Genomic DNA, 22,482 nt, shown 5'->3' on the forward strand with positions numbered 1-22,482 from the left:
AACTATTAGCCGAAGTAGCGCGGGAGCGTGGATTCGTGGGCTGCACGCAACTGCGGTAGCGCAATACGTGCGGTGCCCATGAGATCGAGGGCGTCATTGACTGCGTCAACAACACCAATGCGTGCGAACGGGTAATTGCGCATGGTGCACATGTCCTTGAAGCGGACCTCCTCCGAACGCGGAACGGAGACCACCGCGCGGCCTTGGGACTCGGAGAACAGCATGGTGAATTCATCCACGCCGTCGCGCTCTGCCACTTCCCCCAGGCCGATCCGCGCTCCGGTACCAAACCGCAGGCACATCTCTGAGAGGGTGGCTGCCAGCCCACCCTCGGAGACGTCATGGGCGGCATCAATCATGCCGTCCCGGGACATGTTGATCAGCAGATCGCCCAAGAGCTTTTCCTGCGCCAGATCCACCGCGGGCGGGAGGCCACCCAGATGCCCGCGCAGCCGCGCCCACTCGGAACCATCCAGTTCATCGGCGGTGGTGCCCAGCAGGTACACGGCTTGACCATCAGCACTTGCGTCCCAGCCGGAAGGGGTACGACGACGAACGTCGTCGAGCACGCCCATCAACGCCACCACCGGGGTGGGATGAATGGCCTCCGTGCCGGTCTGGTTGTAAAGAGAGACGTTGCCGCCGGTCACGGGAACACCGATCTCCAGGCAGCCATCCGCCAGCCCACGTACTGCTTCGGCGAACTGCCACATGACTTCCGGGTCCTCCGGGGAGCCAAAGTTCAGGCAGTCGGAAACTGCTGCGGGCCGGGCCCCCGCGGTGGCCACGTTGCGGTAAGCCTCAGCCAGTGCCAATTTGGCACCGTTGTAGGGGTCCAAGTAGGCGTAACGGCCGTTGCAATCGGTGGACAGCGCCACCCCCAGGCCGGTCTGTTCGTCCACGCGGATCACGCCGGCGTCATCGGGCATGGCCATGGCGGTGTTGCCCTGGACGTAGCGGTCGTACTGGCTGGTCACCCAGTCCTTGGAGCACAGGTTGGGGGAGGCCATCAGTTCCAGGACGGCGTCCTTGATGGCGGAGCCTGCCGGACGATCCGTGTCTGCGGCGGAGCCGGTGAAGTGATCGGCCTGCACGGCATCCTGGCGTTCGGGGCGGTGATACGGGCGTTCGTAGACGGGACCGTCATGAGCCACGGTGCGGGGATCGACGTCCACGATCACCTCGCCCTGCCAGTCAATGATCAAACGGCCGGTGTCCGTGACCTCACCGATCCAGGAGTACTCGACCTCCCACTTGTCCAGGACGGCCTCAAAATCGGCAACCTTCTCCGGGGTGACCACGGCCATCATGCGTTCCTGGGATTCAGACATCAGGATCTCACCCGGGGTCAGGGAGGGATCACGCAACAGCACGGAGGACAGGTCAACGTGCATGCCGCCGTCGCCATTTGAGGCCAGTTCCGAGGTGGCGCAGGAAATCCCGGCTGCACCCAAGTCCTGGATGCCCTCCACCAGACCTGCCTGGAAGAGCTCCAAGCAGCATTCGATCAGCACCTTTTCCGCGAACGGGTCGCCCACCTGAACGGCCGGGCGCTTGGAAGGCTTGGAATCGTCAAAGGACTCGGAGGCCAGCACGGAGGCGCCGCCAATGCCATCCCCACCGGTGCGGGCGCCAAAGAGCACCACCTTGTTGCCCGTGCCGGAGGCATTGGCCAAGCGCAGGTCCTCGTGCCGCAGCACGCCCACGGCCAGAGCGTTGACCAGCGGATTGGCCTGGTAGCAGGGGTCGAACTCGACCTCACCACCGATATTGGGCAGCCCCAGGCAGTTGCCGTATCCACCCACGCCGGCCACGATCCCGTGGACCACACGCTGGGTGTCCGGATGGTCAATGGCCCCGAACCGCAGCGGGTCCATCACAGCCACCGGGCGGGCACCCATGGAAATGATGTCGCGGACAATGCCGCCCACACCCGTGGCAGCCCCCTGATAGGGCTCCACGTAGGAGGGGTGGTTGTGGGACTCGATCTTGAAAGTCACCGCCCAGCCGTTCCCAATGTCCGTGACACCGGCGTTTTCGCCCATGCCCACCATCAAGTCCTTGGTCATCTCCGGGGAGACCTTTTCCCCGAATTGACGCAGGTGGACCTTGGAGGACTTGTAGGAGCAGTGCTCGGACCACATGACCGAGTACATGGCCAGCTCCGCTGCCGTGGGGCGGCGGCCCAGGATGTTCACAACTTGCTGGTACTCATCTTCCTTCAAACCCAGTTCTGCCCAGGGCAGTTCCGTGTCCGGGGTCTGTGCGGCGTGCTCCACGGTGTCCAGGTGGAACTGCTGCTGAGCGGAACCGGGCTGCTCGGTTGAGTGTGTCTGCCCGGTGGATTCCGGCTGCTGTGCGGAATGGTGCTGCTGGCTCATGCGCGGGAGCCTCCGTTGATCAAGGTGTTCAGAACTGAGGTGAACAGGCCCAGGCCGTCCGTACCTTCTCCCATAGCTACCTGGCCCTGGGCGGTGGAGTCGGGACCGAAACCGGGTTCCACGGCGTGCTCCGGGTGCGGCATCAGGCCCACCACGTTGCCCCGTGCATTGGTGATTCCTGCAATGTCATTCAAGGATCCGTTGGGGTTGTGACCCACGTAGCGGAAAGCCACCCGGCCTTCCGCTTCCAGCATCTCCAGAGTTGCTTGGTCACACACGTATTGGCCGTCATTGTTCTTCAGCGGAACCACAATTTCCTGGCCGGTTGTGAAATCGGCTGTCCAGTTGGTCTGTGCGTTCTCCACCCGCAACTGCTGGTCCCGGCAGATGAACTTCAGGTGGTTGTTGCGAATCATGGAGCCCGGCAGCAGGTGGGACTCCGTCAAGATCTGGAAACCGTTGCAGATACCCAGGACCGGCAGGGCGGCACTGCTGTTTGCGGCGTCGATGATTCGGCCCATCAACGGTGCAAAGCGGGAAATGGCGCCGGCCCGTAGGTAGTCGCCGTAGGAGAAGCCGCCGGGGAGGATCACGGCGTCCACACCGTGAAGGTCGGCATCTGCGTGCCACAGGGCCACGGAGGTGCCCCCGGCGATGTCCACGGCGCGGGCGGCGTCGCGGTCGTCCAACGTGCCGGGGAAGGTGACAATCCCCACGCGCAGATCCTTCAGCGTGGCGTCCGGTGCGGGGGAGGACAGGTCAGCCACCAACGGGGCTTCAAAGGTATTGGCGCTCACGGATTCAGGCCTGGGGGGAGGGGTGGGCGTCGTCGATCACGCTGACGTTGACCACGTCCTCGATCACCGGGTTGGAGAGCATGGTCTCGGCAGCCTGGCGGGCCGTGGCCAGCACATCCTCCGTGACCTCACCATCCACTTCCAGTTCAAAGCGCTTGCCCTGGCGGACCCCGGAGAAAGCGGTGATCCCCTGGTGTGGAAAGGCCCGCACAATGGCCTTCCCCTGTGGGTCAAGAATCTCTGGTTTGGGCATGACGTCAACAACAATGCGGGCCACGGGCGCTCCTGTGCAGGATGGTGCGGACGGGTCGATCACTGGTCAGGAGACCAGCTGTGGCGCTCCTGGATCATGTGATCGACGGATGTCACGAGTCTACCCACGTGAAGGCCCGCGGTCCTGGACCGGGGAACTCCCGACTCTGCCGGTTGCGTGTGCCAACTTGCGCAGGGCCCTGCCCGTGGTCAGAACCTTGTGGGCCAGGGGACGTAACGGCCGATCCCAGGCGCCAAGGTGCTCCACCACGTGGCCACCGAATGAGGCTTTGAAGGCAGTGAATCCGCTCCACGGGTGCGCTGGATCGTCAGTGGGGGCGATTCCGTACAGATCGGCCAGGTCCAACCCTTTGTCCCGGGCATCCAGCACCGCAGCGGTGACTGCGGACTGATGGGCGCGCAGCTTACGAAAGTCTGGGTCGGTTGCACCGTGCGCAAAAATCCGAGTCCCGCCGCCGTCCACCACCAACAGTGCACCGATGACGCGCTCTTGGTGGTGGGTGAGGAAAAGAGTCGACAATTTTTGAGGCAACGTGGCCTGGGCCAACGCTTCCAACTGGGAGTGGTTCTGTGGAGTGAATCCGCGCTGCATGGCGGTCTGGTCAATCAGTCGCGTCAGGTGCACGGTGTCTGCAGGATCGTGACTGGCATGGATCACCAATCCACGTTTGGTTGTACTGCGGTGCAAGGTGCGGTTGGTGCCCGTCATGTCTCCCAGGATGGAATCCACATCCCGGCGTAGGTCCAGGCACCGCGTGCGCCTGGGCTGAATGTCCGACGGCGCAGGGGCAAAGCCCAGCTGAGACAGTAGAGCGCGGCCACCGGAAACTTCCAGATCCACGGTTTCCCTGAGCCAGGAACCAGGTGTTGCCGGCTCCAGACGGACGAACATGGCCTTGGCTTCACGCGCCGCCTCCGTGGCCCAGTGAACTGCACGGATGAAGGCCTGGTGGTCGCGGGCCACGGGGCCTTAGGGCAGGTACAGGTAGCGTCCCAGTTTGCGTTCTTCCAGTACTGCAAGCGCATCCCAGCCCTCCCCACTTTCCCTGATGGTGGGTTTGCCGCGCGCCGCGCAGACCTTCTCCCATGTGGCGGATTGCAGTGGGGAGATGGGTTGATCGGCAGTGATCACCATGAGGGCGTCCTTCCAAGATGCGCGGACCTCACCGATCGTAAGCCAACTGTTTCAAAAAGTGAAGTAGTTTGGTGGATGCCAGACTGTGGTTCATGACCTCTCCAGAGCTGACCTGCACGCCGCCCCAGCTCAATCAGACCCAGATGCTGGAGCTGGGAGCGCAGAACCCGCAGTGGTTCACCGGTCCCGCGTCCCGGCTGAGCTGTGAGGTGCTGGGGCGTGGGGAGTCCTTCACGGCCTGGCTGTTGCGGGATGCCGGTGGCTCAGAAGTGGTGGTTCGGGTCCCCACTCGACCCGTTGCTGAATTGCCACAACCCCTGGACGCTGAATTTGCTGCACGAAATCATGTTCACCTCCGCTCACTTTTGGCGTGTGGCGCAAGAAGGCGGAGCGGATGCAGAGCTCTACGCTCGGCGATCTGCCCTCATGCGCGATCGAGTCAGCCACTACCTGTCCGACAGCCCGGAGGGTGCTGGCTTGAGTTGGTACGCAAAAGGCCACTGATCGAGGCGATTCTTGGTTTTTTGCGTACCCATTGAGGGCGAATGCGCACCGCAGGTGGAAGCACGACCCCTGCTTGAACTGCTGAGATGCGCGTTGGGTTCGCAGGGGCGTTACATCAAGAGCTTGAGTTCAAGCGTGCTGTGACGTCCAGCAGGCGCTCGCGGATCGGTTGTGCTCGGCGCGCAAAGTTCTTCTGCCGTCTGACGTACTCGGCTTTGCCTTCGGGGGTTTCAACCGCAACGACGCCGTATCCCCAACCGGAGAGGTCGTACGGGGAGGCTTCCATGTCCGTGGCCCGGACCTCCAACGCGAGTTCAAAAGCATCAGCCATCAACTCAGAAGGCACCGCCGGATAGAGCTTGTAGGCCCATTTGAACAAATCCATGGTGGCGTGCAGGCACCCGGGTTGCTCCAGGTCACGTTGGGTTTCACGGGTGGGTTGCAGTTGATTCAAGGGGGCGGCTTCCGGGGCAAAGAACCGGAAGGCATCAATGTGGGTGCATTTGAGTTTGTTGGCTTCCACCACGGCGTCGGTGCCGTCAGCCCCCAACCGCAGCGGCAGTTGTTCGTGCCGCACCCCGTTGAGCCTGGAGCGGTAGGCCATGGCCCATTCGTGCATTCCAAAGCATCCGAACAAACCCGGGCGGGCGGCGGTGCGCCGCACCAGCATGTCCATGAACTCCACGGCACTCCCGCGGGCGGCCAGGAAGGCGGCGAGATCAAGGGTGACAGCGCGGTCGTCGTCGTGAATCCCCAGGTCAGCGGCCTCAGATTCGCGGACAGGTCGCCAAAATTTCTGGCCTTCAAATTCCTGGGCCGCGCCCAACAAAACGACGCCGACCCCCGGGCTCCAGCGCTCGAACTTGCCGGGGGAGAAGGAGTAGTAGGTGAACAGGAAGTCGTTGACGGGATGCTTCAACCCCTGGCTGCGGCGCTGCCGAAAAGGCTCGGTCCAGGCGCGTACGCGCTCCTGGTGGGCTGCGCGCAATGAATGCCACTGCTCCGGTTGCAGAATCGGGGCAGTGGCATCTGCGGCTAGCGGTGCGCTGTGACTCAGCGGCCCGTTCCCGCGTAGACGGTGGCGTCCTGCTCCGAGTCCAAGCCGAATGCGTTGTGAACCGCGCGCACGGCGTCATCCAGGCGGTCAGCTGCGGTGATCACAGAAATGCGCACCTCAGACGTGGAGATCATGTCAATGTTGATGTTGTTGCTGGCCAGCGCATCAAAGAAGGTGAAGGAGACTCCCGGGTTGGACTTCATGCCTGCACCCACCAGGGAAAGCTTGCCCACCTTGTCGTCGTATTCCAGACCTGCGTAGCCGATCTTCTCCTCAGCTGCGCGCAACAGGTTCAGGGCGAGTTCACCCTGGGTCTCCGGAAGCGTCACGGACAGGTCCGTGGTTGGCTCATCCGCCACGGAGACGTTCTGGACAATCATGTCCACGTTCACCTTGGCATCAGCCAGGAGGCGGAAAATGGTGGAGGCAATGCCTGGGCGGTCGGGGACACCAACCACGGTGACCTTGACCTGGCTGCGATCGTGAGCGATTCCGGCGATCAGGGGCTGTTCCAAGGGAATCTCCTTCATGGAGGTGGAAAAAGTGGTGTCGTCTGCACTGGGGATCACCCAGGTGCCTTCTGAGCGGGTGAAAGAGGAGCGGACGTGCAGCTTCACGCCAAAGCGCCGGGCGTACTCCACGCAGCGCAGGTGCAGAATCTTGGCGCCGTTGGCCGCCATTTCCAGCATTTCCTCGCTGGAAATCTCATCCAGCTTGTGCGCTTTGGGGGCAATCCGAGGATCTGCCGTGAACACGCCGTCCACATCCGAGTAAATCTCGCAGACATCTGCGTTCATGGCCGCAGCCAGAGCCACCGCGGTGGTGTCCGAACCCCCACGGCCCAGCGTGGTGATGTCCTTGGTGGACCGGTGCACACCCTGGAAACCCGCAATGATCGCAATGTTTCCCGCGTCCACGGATTCCTGGATACGTGCCGGGGTCACCTCCACCAACGACGCCGCACCGTGGTCACCATCAGTGATCATCCCGGCTTGGGAACCCGTGAAGGACTTGGCGGGAGCCCCCAGATCATTGATCGCAATGGCCAGCAGGGACATGGAGATTCGCTCACCCGCTGTGAGCAGCATGTCCATCTCCCGGGCGGGCGGATGCGCGGAGACTTGAGTGGCAAGGTCAATCAGTTCATCCGTGGTGTCACCCATGGCGGAAACCACCACCACGACGTCGTTCCCGGCGTCCTTGGTCTCCACGATCCGGCGTGCGACGCGGCGGATGCTGGCCGCATCCGCGACCGATGATCCACCGAACTTCTGCACGATCAAGCTCATCTACTCTGGCTCCCGGGTTTGCGCTGTGTTCTGCGGTCCGCCGCCCGGTTGAGGCCGGGCGGGCTCGGTCAATGGTACCGGCGGGTGCTGCGGGATTCGTAACGGGATGACGCCAGGCCGCCCGGGTGCAGATGTTGGTTCTCTGGCTGGCGGCAGATCTAGGCCACCACGGTGCGGCCCTCAAAAGCTCGACCCAAGGTGACCTCATCGGCGTATTCCAGATCGCCACCCACCGGTAGCCCGGAGGCCAGGCGGGTGACTTTGATGCCCAGGGTTTTCAGCATGCGGGCCAGGTACGTGGCGGTGGCCTCACCCTCCAAATTGGGGTCCGTGGCCAGCACGATTTCCTGAATGGACTCATCCGACAAGCGCGTCATGAGTTCCCGAACCCGCAGTTGGTCTGGACCAATGCCTGCAATGGGATTGATGGAGCCACCCAGCACGTGATAGAGGCCGCGGAAGGACTTGGTACGTTCAATGGCCATCACATCCTTGGATTCCTCCACCACGCAGATCACGGTCTGATCCCGCCGGGCGTCCCGGCAGATGGCGCATTCATCCTGCTCGGCTACATTGCCGCAGATCTGACAGTGTTTGACCCGCTCCTTGACCGCGCTCATGGCTTCAGAGAGCTTCTGCACATCTGCCTTGTCTGCGTCCAGGAGAAAAAAAGCAATGCGCTGGGCGGACTTGGGGCCCACGCCGGGTAGGCGGCCCAGTTCATCAATCAGGTCCTGAACAGCACCTTCATACACGGGATTCTCGCTTCACGGTCAGGGGTGATTCAGCGCTACCGGCTTCTGGGAGTGCCAGTGCAACTGCTGGTGGGTGGTACACGCTGCTCCGGGAGTGCAGGGGGAACTCCCGCTGCATCAGCCACGGTGACAACAGCTGTCACAGTTACAACAACGGTTGGTGGGGGCGTTCTTCCACCAGCCGTCCGCCCAAGATTTTCTCGATCATGGCACGGCCCTGCAGGCCGGAGTTTTCCACCGCAACATCGTCCTCACTGGGAACAAAATCTTCATCCGAGGATTCGGTGGTATCCGTGGCCAGGGCAGTACCCCCGCGGTTGGGGCTGTGCGCGGAGTCAGCGCGTGCGGCTTCGATCTGCGCAGCATGGCGCTCCCGGAAGCTGGGCTTGCGGGAGGGTGCGGGGGCCTTTGCGGGTGTCGCTTTGGTGGTGCTGGCGTGACCCGATGACGACGACGGCCTCCACTGCTCCGGGGGTAACTGGTCATCAGTGGCTTGTTGTTGCGTTGCCGCTGCGGTGGGTGTCCGGGGCGCCGTTGCACGCGAAGGTCGCCCTTGTCCGTGAGAGTCCGCCACGGGTGGTTCGTCTTCTGGCGGTGGTTCATCCGGCCAGGGAATGTCATCGTATGGACTTGCTGGAGGGTCGCTCACGTCTTGTGGTTCGGAAGGAGCCTGTGGGGCCGGACCTGGACGCCGGTTGGGTGCTTTGGGAGTGGGCTCTGTCTTGCTGGGTGTGGCACCGGGGCTGGCTCCATTGGAACTGGGCTGCGCTCCACCGGAGGTGGTTTCCGATGAGGCATGTGCCCGAGCAGGAGCTTCCGGCGCCGGCGCTGATTCTTGTGCGGTGTCACCCACCTGAGCGGCTGGTTTGGCCGGGGCGCTTGGGGAAAAAACCTCCGGTGCGTCCGGCTGGTCTTCAGCTTCATCTGACCGACTTGAATCAGCGGCCGATCCGTCGCCACTGGGGATGGTGGCCACCACCCACGAGTCAACTGCATCATCCTGTTCGGGCTGGTGCGCCTGAACGGAACTCTGTTGCCTTTCCTCTTGATCGGAACGCCTGGAAGCAGCAACGCGGTGTCCACCCGAGGGGCGCTCACCGCGCGGTGCTCGGGCATTGTCAGCTGCCTCACCCGAACGTGCGGAATCAGGTCCAGATTCAGGCACAGACGCACGCACAGACCCAGACTCAGGCACAGGCCCCGACTCAGACGCAGGTCCAGGCTCAGATGCAGGCCCGCTCGACCGTGCGGGATCACCCGAGGGCGCAGGTGAATTGCGGGGTGGTTTCGATCCACCCTCCGGGCCGCCAGATGGACGACTGCCGCCCTCCCCGGGGCCCACGGCCTCCACCCTGCAGGAGACCCCCAAAACCTGTTGGATGGCCGCCACCAGGTTGGGTTCAAAGCGCGGGAAATTCTTACGATCCCCGGCCGCATCAAAGACAACTTGGAGCACGGAGCCGTCGAACGCCACGGGGGTGGCACGCATGACGGTCATCCAGGACACTCGGTGAATGTCCGCCAGAGTGTTCACGATTTCTGTCCAGGAGCCACGGATCATGTCGATCCCGCCGCCACTGGATGGACCCTGAGCGCTGGACGGGTCTGCATGCGGAGCCGCGGCATCCCCGCTGCCGGTCTGAGATTGCGGGACGGGCCGCGACTCTTTCCGCTCTTCCCGCAGTGGTGCAGTTTGGCGGATCTGCGGGTCCCCGGAGTTGGATCGCTCCTGGTTTTCACCGGGTGAGCTCTGCGGGGTTCGGTGGGCGGATTGTCCCGTGGTTTCTGTGGCGCCGGACTGTTCAACGTCGGGTCCGCTTTCCGCGGGGGAAGTCCCTGACGATGGAACTCTCACAGGAGAGGCGCTGCCGTGACGTGGAGCAGCGGTGCTGCGTTGGCGATTGGACGGCGCGTGATCTTCCCACGAGTCATCGGCCCACCCTGCACCGGCTGTTGCTTGGCTGGCTTGTGGGGCGGGCGACGTGGGTGCGCGACTGGCCGATGCGTCGTCGTCGTGCGCGGCTGATGACTGGGGCTCCACACCCATCAAGGGGCCGGTGGGAGCCCCCGTGCGGCCCATGTTCAGGCGCCGCTCCAGGCGGTCAATGCGGGCACCTGCGCCGCGGGTGGTGTTTTCTGCGGATGGCAGCAGGAGGCGCGCGCACAGTAGTTCCAGGTGAAGCTGCGGGGAGGTGGCCCCGGTCATCTCCGTCAAAGCCTCATTGGTGATGTCCGCAGCGCGGGACAGTTCCGCGGCTCCCATCAGCTGAGCTTGATTGCGCAACCGGGCCACCTGATCCTCCGGCATGCCGTGCAGGATGTTGGCGGCGGACTCCGGTACCGCATCAACAATGACCAAGTCGCGGAAGCGTTCCAGGAGATCCTCCACAAAACGCCTGGGGTCCTGACCGGTCTGAATCACACGATCCACTGCACGGAACACCGTGGCGGCGTCACCGGAGGCGAACGCATCAACGACGTCGTCCAGAAGCGCCCCGTGGGTGTAACCCAGAAGGGAGACAGCCAGGTCATAGGTCACGGAATCCGAGTCCGTACCAGCCATGAGCTGATCCAGGACGGAGAGGGAATCGCGAACCGAACCACCGCCGGCCCGGACCACCATGGCCAGGACTCCCGGCTCCACTCCCACGGACTCCTGATCGCTGAGTTGCTGCAGGTAGTCCATGAGCGGTTCCGGCGGAACCAAACGGAACGGGTAGTGGTGCGTACGGGAGCGAATGGTGGGCAGCACCTTGTTCGGCTCCGTGGTGGCAAAGATGAACTTGATGTGCTCCGGGGGCTCTTCAACGATCTTCAACAGGGCGTTGAAGCCGTCCCGGGTGACCATGTGGGCCTCATCAATGATGAAAATCTTGTAGCGATCCCGCACGGGAGCAAAAGTTGCCCGTTCACGCAGCTGCCGGGCATCATCCACGCCGCCGTGGGAGGCGGCGTCCATCTCGATCACGTCAAGGGAACCAGCGCCATCCCGGGAGAGGTCCACGCAAGATTCGCAGCGCCCACAGGGGGTGGGGGTGGGGCCCTCCACGCAGTTCAAACAGCGCGCCAGAATGCGAGCGGAGGTGGTCTTGCCACAACCGCGCGGCCCGGAGAACAAATAGGCATGGTTGACCTTGTTCTTGCGCAGGGCGGTCATCAAGGGGTCGGTCACATGCGACTGCCCAATGACGTCCTGGAACGTTTCTGGCCGGTAGCGGCGATACAAGGCTGTGGTCACACAAACACCTTAACCAGGGGGTAGGACATCACAGTGGCTCAGTACCAAACCTGTGGACTTCTTGGGCTGTGATCGTTGAGAACCAACGGTCTGGGCCATGAAACGGTCACAAGCCGACGCCGGTGCTACTGCAGACGGTGTCTGATCCGGGAATGTGAAGACCCCTCGTGCACCCGTCAGAGCCCACGTACCCTTGCTGCCTTCCGGCCCTGGGGGAGTTCCGCAGGATGACGCCACACGAGGGGCTGGGCTCAAGGGTAACGGACCCTTGCGCGTGGTGAAAATCCACGACGTCGTACTCCCGGCTGCACCACACAGGATCCGGTGCTTTCCACACCCACTCTCCGTATGCTCACTGTATGAATCAAGCAGCGGGCCTGTCTGCACAACTGGATGGTTTACGAGCGCAGCTGGAGCGCACTGAGAAGTTTCGAGACTCCCTCAACATCGAAGGGGCCATCGAAACTTACCGGCGCTTACTGGGTCTGCTGTATCCAAATCTGGAGCAGCTGCGGGTTGACGCTGGTTTACCACCTACTCCCTCCGTTGCTGCTGCCGGTCGTGCCATGGTGGCGGCAGTGTCAAGGTCCGCGGCTCTCACCTCACGGCAAATGAGTGATCCGCCCGTCTACTCCTTCTGGGACTCTCCCCTGGAGGAAGCGCCGCCCATTGTTCAAGCCTGTATGGATCAGCTGTTGAAGGTCTACCCGGGGGCGCAAGTGCTGGACGTGGCTGCGGTACACAGCCTCATTGACGTTCCCCCATCCGTGGGGGCTTTGCTCGATCAAGGCCGTCCTGCGCACTACTCCGACTACATCAGGACTCGCATTTTGGAGGAATACGGCGGCGTCTGGGCTGATGCCACGGTCTGGTTGCCCGGCCCGTTGCCTGCTGGGCCTCGCAGCGTGTTGCGAGCCGACACTGTTTTTCCGCGGTACTCCGGCTCGTACATCGCAAATTGGTTCATTGCCTCCCGCGCCCAGAGCCCCATCTTGGCGTTGCAGCGGCGTGCACTGGATGCTTGGTGGGGAACTTATACGGACCTCCCTGACTACTTCCTGTATCACCGGATCTTTGAGACTTTGAGTTTTCTGGTTCCAGAATTCCGCGGTCGCTGGTACGCTGCCCCGCGAATTTCGGCCACTTCATCACGCCTGCTTCAGCTGGAGATGATGCAGCCTTACGATCCGCAACGACTCCGGTGGATCATGAATGCCGCACCAATGCAGAAACTCAGCTACAAATACGACGACGTTCTGCCCGGCTCAGTTCTGGAGCATCTGCTGGGCGGCCGTCAGTAGGAACGTGAGGTCGAGGTGGGTGTTCGTCACCGCAACGGGGAGGACGATTTTCCTCCGCAGCGTTCATCGACTACGCTGTTCCGTGCATGTTGACGCTGCGGCTTTGCCGTCTGTGGAGGCTTGCAAGCCTGGAGGATTCGCCTAGCGGCCTATGGCGCACGCCTGGAACGCGTGTTGGGTTAACGCCCTCGGGGGTTCAAATCCCCCATCCTCCGCCATATTTCGCCTTGTGAGAGGCGGCGTAACGGCCCCGGTGTTGACGCCGGGGCCGTTTTCGTTGACGCGCGGCCTATGATTCACGGCATGGCTAGTATCAGGAAACGCCCCCGCAAAGACGGCACCGTCGTGTGGGCAGTGCTGTGGCGCGACGCTGACACCGGCCGCCAAACTTCACGGGCCATGCCCACCGAGAAAGACGCGCAGGAGCTGCGCGACTTCCTCAACGCCAACAATCAGTCCTTTGCTCTGGCTGCCCAAGCTGCCGGGCGGCTGCGCTCAACGGCGCCATCACTCGACACCGCTATCGCCAGTCACATCTCCCAGCTGACCGGCGTGCTAGAGCAAACCCGGGCCAAATATCGGCGTGATGTCGCGCGGTGGATCTCACCCACCCTCGGCGCCATCCCCGTTGACAGGCTCACGCGGACAGACGTCGCAGACTGGCTCAATTCCCTGCCCCTGGCGGGGAAGACCAAGCGCAACCATCACGGCACCCTCTCCGCAGCGCTGAGCACGGCAGTGCAGGATGGTCTGATCCCCACGAACGTGGCCAAGGGACTCAAAATCTCCGACGACGGACGACTCAAAAGACAACCCGTCTTTCTCAGTCGAGAAGAGCTTGACCTCATCGCCGAGAACGTGCGCCCGCACTACAGGCTGCTCTTCGAGTTCTACGCGGGCACTGGGCTGCGCCTCAGTGAGGGCCTAGCGCTGGACGCCGGCGACATTCTCACCACAGGCGCGGGCAAAGATCGACGCGCCGTCGTCAACGTCTACAAGGCATGGAAAGACGGACCGACCGGCCGATACATAGGCACCACCAAAACCAAACGCGGACGCCGCACCGTCACGCTCTCCCGCGACCTCAGCGAAAAACTGCTCACTTTTATCGCAACAGCCGATGACGGCAAACCCCTCCCGCCCAAACATCTACTCTTCACCACACCAAACGGTGGACCAATTTTCGGAGGCTCCCTACACGAAGACGCATGGATTCCCGTAGTGAACAAACTGGCAGATCAGCTGCACGACCGGCCACGCATCCACGACCTGCGACACTCCCACGCCTCATGGCTCATCGCAGCAGGAATCCCACTGACCATCATCCAACGACGCCTCGGTCACGAGTCCATCAAAACGACATCAGACCTCTACGGGCACCTGGCTGATGGAGCCGACGCGGCAGCGGCCGCCGCGCTGGACTGACACAGAGCTGTCAAACCATCCACGGGCAGACGAGTATTCATATACTGCCAAGTAGCTGAACCGTCAGCGACGCTCCCCATGCTCGTCCCTCGAAAGGCCCACTGTGAGCAACGCCTACCCTCCGCAACCTCAGAAAAAGCCCCGCAATCCGTGGAAGATCGGCTGCCTCGTGCTCGTCGCACTTGCCGTCCTGATCCTCGGCGGCTGCGGGGTGATCGTTGGACTTGCAGCCATCTCTGGCAGTGACAACAACTCCAGCACCACCCAACAAGTGCCCACCACTGGCGATGGCGAGACAGCCGAGACCACAGGTGAGCCACTGGCCGTCGAGGACGGTGACACGGTCCTCCTGGAAGCCACCACCACCGGGCGCACCGCATCCGTGCACTACGGTCCTCTGGGCACATCCAGCACCGCTGACATCTCCGGCGACTGGTCACATGAGGTCACCGAACCCGGCGACGAAACGTACAGCGTCAGCGTGCAAGACATGTCCATGGACGACTCTGCAGAGGTGACCTGCCGTGTCACAGTCAACGGCGAGGTAGTCGAAGAGAAATCCGCTACTGGATCTGCAGCGATCGCCATCTGCACCCAGCCGCTTTTCTGAGCCCAGCTGCACGATCGGGCTGATACCGTGCCCCTGACATGACAAAAGAGCCCCCCCCCCGGTGAAGGGTGGGGGGCTCTTTCATGGGGTCAGTCCTTGGCGGCGTCAAGGTCCGGGCGGCCGAGCTGGCCCCAGACACCGCCGTCAAGGGCATCGACATCTGGAGGGGTGGGCGCCTCGGGATCTCCCACGGCCTCCGGTACTGCCTCTGCACCTGGTGATGCGTCAATTTGGACGTGCTCCGGGCGTTTCGGTGCCAGCGCTGCAGCGAGCAGAGCCGCCAGGTCTTGCATGTCCAACCGGAACTGGGCTGCCGTGGCCGCAGCTTCCAAACTGCCCTGCTGCGACGGGGTGAACTTGCCGCCCAGCAGGGTGCCGATCGACATGAATACTGCAGTGACCGCGCCACCAAGAACGGCCGCGGTGGCGGGATCGGACTCGACCCCGTACTTCACCAGCACCCAGGCGATCAGGATGCCCGCCGGCGTTGTCGATGCGCCACCAGCGATCGCCCCTTTTGTCACTGGGCCGACCTGGCGTCCCGTTTGTACGTCGCTCATGCTTCCTCCTTTGAATGCTTGCCAGCGGACCCGGACGACAAGATGGACGCCAAGGCATCGAGTTTCGCCTCCACACGAGCGAGGTCCTGGCGGTCCTTGGCACGGGCTGCAATGGTCTGGCCCCGCTCGTCACGCACATGCTCACGGTGACGACGCAGCGTCATCGTGCCGGTGGCTGATCCGCGGGGCTGGATCACTGTCCCGTCCTGGAACCGATCCAAGACCTTCTTGTTGTCCTTGGTGTCGGCCCCGAACCAGTGATTGATTGCGAGATTGATGCGATTGTCGATCGCATCAAGGTCTGACTTGCTGAGTGGCATGTCTCCTCCTGTGGTCCACAACGCCATGCCCGGCGTCGTGGGTAGTGTGATGTTGAGGTCCAGATCTCCGGAGTAACCAGGTAGGCGTCCTCGGTCCGAGTACTGCCACGCCCCGACTGTCCACCGGGGGTCCACGCTCGGGGTCCAGTCGGCGTTACTCGCGTAGCCGTTGCGTTGGGCGTTGTTTGCGTACCAGGCCAGCCACATGGTGTGTCCAGTACCGAACGCCGTCCACGAGGGGACAGCTGCGAAAGACTGTCTCTGGTAGATCACGCGCCGCACTGCGGGTGCGTTTTTCGCCAGGTGCCACAGAAACGCCTCAGCCCACTGTGTGCGGTGCTGCTGGCCTTCCTCTTCCCAATCCAGGACCAGGTGATTAAACAGCGGGTCGCTCAGATGCGGTTTCACCACGCGTAAGAAATGGGTGGCCTCCGCCTCCGGTGTATTTCCGTAGGACGAGCGGGCGAAGTGGTACAGGCTGAATCGGGTGCCTTTGGCGCGTGCCGCTGCGATATGGCCGGCCATGTTTTTTGATGACCAACCGGTGCCTTCAGTGGCCTTGATGCTCACCGCATCCGTGGACACGTCACGGATTACCGTGGTGGGCTGCCAGTCAGAGACGTCGATCCAATTCCGGGGGCCATGCACGGCGACCTGGGCGACCTGCTGCACTGTGACTGAGGCTGCGCCAGATCGCCGATCGGCACCGGTATAGATCACTTTTTCGTGGCGTGGACGGAGCCACCCCTGCGTCTTTCCAGCTCCACCATTGGATGCGTATCCAAATCTGGCTTGGTGCGCGGGCTTGTGGCTGTAATAATTCCCGTCTGCGTACCGCACTACCGGCGCAGCAGCGCCGTCCTGCTGCACGACAGTGACCCCGGACGTTGTTCCAGCCATCACCACGGCGGTGTGCCCGTAATATTTCCCGTCCCACAGTGGAGATGGGCCGTCCCACACCATGATGTCGCCAGGCTCCGCCGCGAACCCCTCTCGGTAGTAGTACTTCACAAAGTAGGTTGGCGAGGCGTTGTTGAGGTGGTCAATCGCGTTGCCCCAGCCGAGTGAGGTGTACTCGCTGACTCCGAAAATCTCCCGGCTGTACCCCTGCGCCAGGGTTGTGCACTGGTTGCCCCACTGGCCACGGAAGGACCGGCCGATGGCCTTGGCCAGCCACTCCCGGATCTCTGCATCAGCCTGGGCCTTAGTCGAGCAATATGCGACCATGCGTGGACTCCTTTCATGAAGAAACCCTCACTGCCTGATCGGCGTGAGGGTGGTGATAAACGTGTTGGTCGGCTACTCAGACCATGACATGCGTCTGGGAATTCGTGGCGCGCTCATTGAAATTGTCCGATGGCAACAGAGGCGGGCCCGTCAGGGAGCCAATGTTCGCAGCATCTGTGCGAATCCCTCGGATGTCCCATTTCGCGTTCGACCATGCAGCGGGCCACGATTCGGTGCCAGAGAATGCAATCGGCGCCGATGATGAGTTCTGAAAATACAGCGCATCGTGGATGAACTGCCCAAAGGAACCAAGTTGCCAGATCCGATTTGGCGTCGATACGGTCCGAGTTCCGTCCAAGGCTGTGACCGAGCGTGACTGTGACGTGTTGATCCGCATGGATGAAACCTTGATGAAGCCGAAGATCACGTCAAGATCAATCATGGGCCCCTTGGGTGCGCCTAGCTCTTCAAGATGCACATCATCAAAAACAATTTCAGATAGTTCCCGTGCCCGGAGAAAACGAGCCGGTGAGCCCTCAGCTATAACGTGCTCCAGATGAAGGTTGCCGCCCGTGACTGAGTCTGCCCCTGAGACCACCGTGTTGGGTGCGGCAACTGTTCCAGGTGAGCCCACCACAATGTTGTTGCCCTTGATGTTGTCAAGGTTCACATTCTGGACCCACATGTCAGTGGGACGGCGGGAGGCGGAAACATTCTCAGTAGATCCCGCTGGCAGCGCATAAGCTCCCTGCCCGTCTGTCACTAACCCTCCTGAATGGCCGTGCACAATACCGTGAGAGCAAAATGCGATGCGAAGATTCTGTAGCCACACCACATACGAACCAAGGCCACGATACCCAGCGCCTCGAAAGTTGCTGATGATCCCAGCCCCACCGATCCCATGCACCACGTTGCGGTTATCCTGCATGTAGGAGCGGATCGCATCGTAAACATGTGCAGCATCTGGCGCAGACCCGCGGGTCTTAAACTTCCCGACTGTCAGTCCAGCATGTGAGTGCAGCAACACACCACACCAGTTAGTTGTGGGTGTGGCGGGATAATCAAAAACAAGGGTCGCCTGATCGGTACGGAACTCCACACCCCGAGGCACAACGAGGCTTGGCCCACCATCCGCCGGAGCGCTGACCCGGTAAATTCCGGGTTTCAGCACGACCGTCCCGCCGTTGACCTCAAGAATTGACCAGTAAGACCTCCGAGCACCATTGACTACACCGTCTAGCGCCTCCTGAATGATCTCCCGAGAGTCCGGGGCACTGGAGGGGACCGCGAAGGCTGAGTCCAAAGTGACAGGCGTCCCAATGATCTCAACCTCCGCAGGATCTCCCTTATCCCCTTTTGGACCGCGGCGAGCAGCTGTCGCCCAGTCCCGTTGCGTCTCCAAAAGCCATGCGGCAGGAGGCACATCGTAGGGATTGCCCCACATCTCATCCGGGGCATGAGCGTTGCTGTCATCCGTGACATACAGGTGGCCGACGCCAGCTCGTGACGCTTTCTCCAAGACCGCTTCCGCTTGATCCGGCCCCTCCACATCGTGAATCATGTGCCAAAACATGGCATCTGGAAAGGTCCGGTAGTGGTCCGGGCGGAGCTGCGACACCGAAGAGTCGAGATACGCCTCAGCGGTGTTCTCGAATGTCACCAGCACATCAAAAATTTCTGCGTATTCCACCCGCGTATTGACACCGGGATTACCCACGACCACCAACTCAGGAAAATTATCCCGAACAGTGCTCACCAGCTTCTGATACCAGATGTGATCATCGACCTGAGCTTCCGACCACCCATTCGATACCTCATCCAGGAAAATCCCGTCAATTCCATACCAGCCAACGTACTGACGGATCTCCCTCAGAATAGTGTTTGGATCACGGGAACCATCCCGGGCAATCCCAGCGTTCGCATAATCCGTGGACACATATCCGAGGACAGTCGCACCAGCACCCTTGGCAAGACGCACCTGCTGCTGCCAATCCTCACTCACATCATCACCAGGTCCCGAGTTCGGGTTGATGATTACAAACCCCACGGATGACTCGTCAGCCAACGTCGTCGCCCAGTGGTCCAGGCTCGGATCTGACTGATAGTAAGAAGCCCACCAATACGACGGGTACGAGATCCTGCGCCCAAATTTGGCATACCGGCGCACCATACCCGGCACACTCTCGGCCATAGACTGCGCGGTCGCCAGTGAATCTGGGTCCAGCGTGGGGCGCTTAGCACCTAACCCAGCAATCCACCCTTGGTCGTCCAGCATGATCGGTGTGTATGACATGATAAAACTCCTTAAATGTTGTCAGGGTCGAACCCATCAAAGGCCGCGATAGACCACCCTGCGGGCATGGTCTTGGTAAACGTGCGACCTACCCGATGATCGCCCACGTACATCACGGTGTAGACGTTCCCGTAGAGCCCCACCTTGGAGTGCGTCATCGCCCACTGGCCGCCGGCCTGCCGAGGGGAATCCACCCACCCGCCGCCTTCAGTGCGATTGCCCTGTGCATCTCTGCGAACCACGTCCAGAGGATGGCGATGCCCTCCTAAAATCGGGATCCTGTTCCAGCCGCGAGCCGGGTCAGACCCGTAGGAGACCCAAAGGTCTCCCCACCCGCCATCTGCGGCGTATTCGTAGCGGTACTGACGGACAATCTGCACCCACTGCCCCAGCGGAAATGGCGCATTCCAGCCTAGATATGTTGGATCATTGCCCATCCTCAGATAGGTCTTTCCATCAGACGGGTTGAGGACCACCATCAGCCCCATGGCAGATGAAGTCACATACGGACCACCGTGAGGCTCAAAAAAATTGATCCAATCACCAGCTGACTGCCACGGAAACGCCGAGTCCAGCCAAACCCTGGCGTATTCAACATAGACGCTGTTGGCGTTCCCCCAGATCTGATCCGAATGCGCCACAGGTGCGATACACGGCGTGGTTTGCACCTGTGATCGTTGGTAGGCATTGCCGTTGGTGAGGTGCCTGGAATTATCGAACCATAGGACAGTCTCGCCGTCGCCGGCTGGCGACTGACCGATTCCGTAGTCGAGATCAGCGACGATGCTAGAAGGATTACGTTCCGCATAGTTCCTGAACCCTTTGGTTTGGATCTCGGCCGTAAAAATGGGGTCCTGCTGGACCTGACCGACTTGTTCATTCGCCAAGTCCTGCGTGCGATTTGGCCAGACCACACGCCCAGCCTTCTTGGCGTACAAGGCTGGGCGCCCACCGTGATAGAGCACTTGCCTCATATCGTCACCAGGTATGTGATGTTGGGATCGTCCCGCTCCACCTGGGGGAGCGCATTATACTGAGCCCGGGTCAGCACACGGATATTTGATCCCCCCATGGTTCCTTCGGGCATGATTTGGGCCCATGCGGCTTGCGCCGCAACTGCATCTGCGTCGGCCAAAGATTTCGCCGTTGCAACAGCGGAGGACTGGTCGGTGGCGTCTGTGACATCTCCGACTTCCACGTTGTCCGCACAGAGGTCTGTGACCAGGTTGCGTGCGCTGACCCCAATGCGTGCTGTGGTCGATTCTGATGCGACCCACTGGATCTCGACTTCGGTCCACCCATCAATTGCGACTCCCTTGCTCGTCAGCGTGGTGTACGGAGTCGATTGCCAGAAGACCGCAGCATTAGACACTGACTTTGCAATGAGGAACCCGAATTGCGCGCCAGTGATGTCTCCGCTTGCGCGCAGCCACATTCGTAAGGCGTATTTGCGACCAGAGGTCACGGGGACGTCAATGTTGATGTAGCCGTGTACGGGCTTGCCTGTGGCGGTGTTGGTGTTATTGGCTGGTAGTACGAAGTATCTGTTTCCGCTATAAGCCAGTGCCGCATCTGTCTTGATCCATGACCCGTAGGATGCTGTGAGTTTGGTGGTGTCCTCCATGTCGAAAGCCAGCACGGTGGGACCCCGTTGCGCCAATCGTGCATCGAAAATCGCACGCTCATGAGCTGCTTTTGAAGAAGCGGCGACCTTCGACTTCGCGATAGCGTCGGCCAACTCAAGCTGAGGGCTCACAATGCCACGAACAGCTGCTGTCGCTCGTGCGTCCAACCCATCGTCGTTCACCGTGGCTGTTGTTGACCATGCCATCACGCAGCCTCCTGCACGAGACGCCCAGAATCAGGGTCGAGAACATAAATCGAGTCGTGGGTAAGTGCTGCCCCGTCTTCGAGGCCCTTCACTCGGGTTTGGAGGTCCGAAACTGTCTCCTGATCAGCCTTGGCCATCAGCTCAGCGGTGGTCGCGTAGTCGCTGAGATCAATCTGCCCGCCTGAGCCTCCGTCAATGTTCACCGCACCCGTCAGCCCATTGACCGAAGTTACCGGGGCAACCGGCGCCGAAACGCCCGGGACCACAACACCGTCCGTCACCAAATCCAGGTCTATAGTTCTTTGGTCTGGCAAGGGCTTAACGGTTTTATCCCACTTGTACGTCGTCCGATCAACAAATGTCACAGTGACAGCCACGTGGTATGCCCAGGGCCCCGGCTCCTGTCCTGAGCCATCACGCCACCCTGTGGGGTCACTGGATGGCACGTGGAACTCAAGGTAGCCACCGGCTTGCGACTTGAACCGCTTGGCGCGGGCCAGCATCGGGGCGCCAGTGGCTTCGTGGGTGATTTTCCTTGCACCACCGCCAAGGATGGGCGTCACTTCTGCTTCCAAAGTCACGGCATCCGCCCACCAGTCCACCGCGGTGCCGATGGTCAGAAGCGTCTGCGGGATGATCGCTGGATACGACATAACTAGGGTCCTTTCCTCAAAGCTCAGACAAGTGTTTGTTCTTCACCGGGCAGCGCCCGAATGAGGTTGCGCCACCGCCAGTTGACTGCCTCTTTGGGCACGTGCCGGCCAGCAGCCACGTCGATCATCACCGGAATCGCATCTTCCACGAGTTCGCCACGATCACGGGCCAGATCTTTGACCTCTCGTAGCTCACTCAAGGCGGCCTCCAGCTCAGCTTGGAGGTTATCTACGCGCTCTTCGAGCTTGTCCTGACGTGCTGCTTTAATTTCTGCTGCACGAAGATCTTTTTCTGCCTGGCGATCCGACCGTTTAGCGATCCAGCCGAGACCGCCCACGATCAGCGCAACAATGGCGCTGAAACCGGTGGCCATAGCCGCTACCACGGAGGGATCAACCACCATCCACCTCCTGGCCAGATGCTCCGCGGCGCGCAGCGCGGAGCACACGAGAGAGCATCACTGTGGTTCCGGTGTGCACCATCAACGCCCATGCGCAAATCAACCCCCATGAGCAATACGCCACCCCAGTCACCCATGCTTGTGGGCTGCCCTTGTCATGCCAGGCCTCCGGTGGCGCACCCGGTGGCGGCCAGCCGGGTGTGGGGTCCAGTAAGTACAGCAGTGTCGAGCCGAAAAAATACACAGCGATCAGCATGGGAACCAGCACCGTGATCGTGCCCGCTGCGATGACCACATTGCGGTGACGCGAGCACCGCTTCGCACTCACCATGGCGCCTAATCCAGCCGAGACCGCTGCCATCGCCCACATCGCGGAGACCATCCCTGTAGTCATCCATCCGGCGACCCATTCGATACCTGCCGCCCGTCCAG

General features: G+C 61.5%; 20 protein-coding genes, 1 tRNA gene and 1 other RNA gene. 4 read left to right on the top strand and 18 right to left on the bottom strand.

What is annotated here, in order from left to right; all coding sequences use genetic code 11:
* Positions 1-5: 5 nt before the first annotated feature.
* The 10 genes from purL to ffs form a co-directional block, all read right to left on the bottom strand.
* Entirely contained in the window at positions 6-2,381 is a 2,376-nt protein-coding gene (gene purL / locus Q4G32_RS10850; RefSeq protein WP_303351350.1) for a phosphoribosylformylglycinamidine synthase subunit PurL, read from the bottom strand.
* Positions 2,378-3,151: a phosphoribosylformylglycinamidine synthase subunit PurQ gene (purQ, locus tag Q4G32_RS10855; protein ID WP_303351498.1), complete on the bottom strand. Its 774-nt coding sequence runs from the start codon at positions 3,149-3,151 to the stop codon at positions 2,378-2,380. The genes purL and purQ overlap by 4 nt, the downstream gene beginning before the upstream one ends.
* Before the next feature lie 31 nt (positions 3,152-3,182).
* Positions 3,183-3,455 carry a phosphoribosylformylglycinamidine synthase subunit PurS gene (locus Q4G32_RS10860; RefSeq protein ID WP_303351351.1) on the bottom strand — a complete coding sequence of 91 codons (273 nt, stop codon included), beginning with the start codon at positions 3,453-3,455 and terminating at the stop codon, positions 3,183-3,185.
* 96 nt (positions 3,456-3,551) lie between these two features.
* On the bottom strand, positions 3,552-4,415 hold the full coding sequence (locus tag Q4G32_RS10865; protein WP_303351352.1) for a lipid II:glycine glycyltransferase FemX: 864 nt from the start codon (positions 4,413-4,415) through the stop codon (positions 3,552-3,554).
* Positions 4,416-4,421: 6 nt separating this feature from the next.
* On the bottom strand, positions 4,422-4,586 hold the full coding sequence (locus Q4G32_RS10870) for a hypothetical protein (RefSeq protein ID WP_303351353.1): 165 nt from the start codon (positions 4,584-4,586) through the stop codon (positions 4,422-4,424).
* Between the two features lie 619 nt (positions 4,587-5,205).
* Positions 5,206-6,078 (bottom strand): 3-methyladenine DNA glycosylase, encoded by an 873-nt coding sequence (locus tag Q4G32_RS10875; RefSeq protein WP_303351354.1) that lies wholly within the window; start codon positions 6,076-6,078, stop codon positions 5,206-5,208.
* A 65-nt stretch (positions 6,079-6,143) separates the two neighbouring features.
* Entirely contained in the window at positions 6,144-7,436 is a 1,293-nt protein-coding gene (locus Q4G32_RS10880) for an aspartate kinase (protein ID WP_303351355.1), read from the bottom strand.
* A 158-nt stretch (positions 7,437-7,594) separates the two neighbouring features.
* Positions 7,595-8,191 carry a recombination mediator RecR gene (gene recR, locus Q4G32_RS10885; RefSeq protein WP_303351356.1) on the bottom strand — a complete coding sequence of 199 codons (597 nt, stop codon included), beginning with the start codon at positions 8,189-8,191 and terminating at the stop codon, positions 7,595-7,597.
* Between the two features lie 145 nt (positions 8,192-8,336).
* Positions 8,337-11,429 (bottom strand): DNA polymerase III subunit gamma and tau, encoded by a 3,093-nt coding sequence (locus Q4G32_RS10890; RefSeq protein WP_303351357.1) that lies wholly within the window; start codon positions 11,427-11,429, stop codon positions 8,337-8,339.
* A gap of 153 nt (positions 11,430-11,582) precedes the next feature.
* Positions 11,583-11,679: signal recognition particle sRNA small type (gene ffs, locus Q4G32_RS10895), an RNA gene on the bottom strand.
* A gap of 109 nt (positions 11,680-11,788) precedes the next feature.
* Between ffs and Q4G32_RS10900 the strand changes: the two genes are divergently transcribed.
* The 4 genes from Q4G32_RS10900 to Q4G32_RS10915 all read left to right on the top strand — a co-directional run bounded on the left by Q4G32_RS10900 (position 11,789) and on the right by Q4G32_RS10915 (position 14,765).
* Complete coding sequence (locus Q4G32_RS10900; RefSeq protein WP_303351358.1) at positions 11,789-12,730, top strand: capsular polysaccharide synthesis protein; 942 nt, start codon at positions 11,789-11,791, stop codon at positions 12,728-12,730.
* Between the two features lie 130 nt (positions 12,731-12,860).
* A tRNA-Ser gene (locus Q4G32_RS10905) sits at positions 12,861-12,948 on the top strand.
* An 85-nt stretch (positions 12,949-13,033) separates the two neighbouring features.
* Positions 13,034-14,155, top strand: coding sequence for a tyrosine-type recombinase/integrase (locus tag Q4G32_RS10910; RefSeq protein WP_303351359.1), 1,122 nt, complete (start codon positions 13,034-13,036; stop codon positions 14,153-14,155).
* 169 nt (positions 14,156-14,324) lie between these two features.
* Positions 14,325-14,765, top strand: coding sequence for an MmpS family transport accessory protein (locus tag Q4G32_RS10915; RefSeq protein ID WP_303351360.1), 441 nt, complete (start codon positions 14,325-14,327; stop codon positions 14,763-14,765).
* 89 nt (positions 14,766-14,854) lie between these two features.
* Here Q4G32_RS10915 and Q4G32_RS10920 read toward each other — a convergent pair whose 3' ends face one another.
* The 8 genes from Q4G32_RS10920 to Q4G32_RS10955 all read right to left on the bottom strand — a co-directional run bounded on the left by Q4G32_RS10920 (position 14,855) and on the right by Q4G32_RS10955 (position 22,381).
* Positions 14,855-15,325, bottom strand: coding sequence for a hypothetical protein (locus Q4G32_RS10920; protein ID WP_303351361.1), 471 nt, complete (start codon positions 15,323-15,325; stop codon positions 14,855-14,857).
* Entirely contained in the window at positions 15,322-16,872 is a 1,551-nt protein-coding gene (locus Q4G32_RS10925) for a GH25 family lysozyme (RefSeq protein WP_303351362.1), read from the bottom strand. The genes Q4G32_RS10920 and Q4G32_RS10925 overlap by 4 nt, the downstream gene beginning before the upstream one ends.
* Before the next feature lie 76 nt (positions 16,873-16,948).
* Positions 16,949-19,165 carry a spherulation-specific family 4 protein gene (locus Q4G32_RS10930; RefSeq protein ID WP_303351363.1) on the bottom strand — a complete coding sequence of 739 codons (2,217 nt, stop codon included), beginning with the start codon at positions 19,163-19,165 and terminating at the stop codon, positions 16,949-16,951.
* 11 nt (positions 19,166-19,176) lie between these two features.
* The gene (locus Q4G32_RS10935) at positions 19,177-20,139 is read right to left on the bottom strand and encodes a hypothetical protein (protein WP_303351364.1); all 963 of its coding nucleotides are present in this window, start codon (positions 20,137-20,139) and stop codon (positions 19,177-19,179) included.
* A complete protein-coding gene (locus Q4G32_RS10940) occupies positions 20,136-20,996 on the bottom strand; it encodes a hypothetical protein (protein ID WP_303351365.1) in 861 nt (286 codons plus the stop codon). The genes Q4G32_RS10935 and Q4G32_RS10940 overlap by 4 nt, the downstream gene beginning before the upstream one ends.
* Entirely contained in the window at positions 20,996-21,649 is a 654-nt protein-coding gene (locus Q4G32_RS10945) for a hypothetical protein (RefSeq protein ID WP_303351366.1), read from the bottom strand. Before Q4G32_RS10945 ends, Q4G32_RS10940 begins: the two co-directional genes overlap by 1 nt.
* Positions 21,650-21,672: 23 nt before the next feature.
* Positions 21,673-22,053: a hypothetical protein gene (locus Q4G32_RS10950; RefSeq protein WP_303351367.1), complete on the bottom strand. Its 381-nt coding sequence runs from the start codon at positions 22,051-22,053 to the stop codon at positions 21,673-21,675.
* Positions 22,043-22,381 carry a hypothetical protein gene (locus tag Q4G32_RS10955; protein ID WP_303351368.1) on the bottom strand — a complete coding sequence of 113 codons (339 nt, stop codon included), beginning with the start codon at positions 22,379-22,381 and terminating at the stop codon, positions 22,043-22,045. Before Q4G32_RS10955 ends, Q4G32_RS10950 begins: the two co-directional genes overlap by 11 nt.
* Between the last annotated feature and the right edge of the window lie 101 nt (positions 22,382-22,482).

This window comes from Kocuria sp. (genome assembly GCF_030538595.1).
In the GTDB taxonomy this organism is placed as follows: Bacteria; Actinomycetota; Actinomycetes; order Actinomycetales; family Micrococcaceae; genus Kocuria.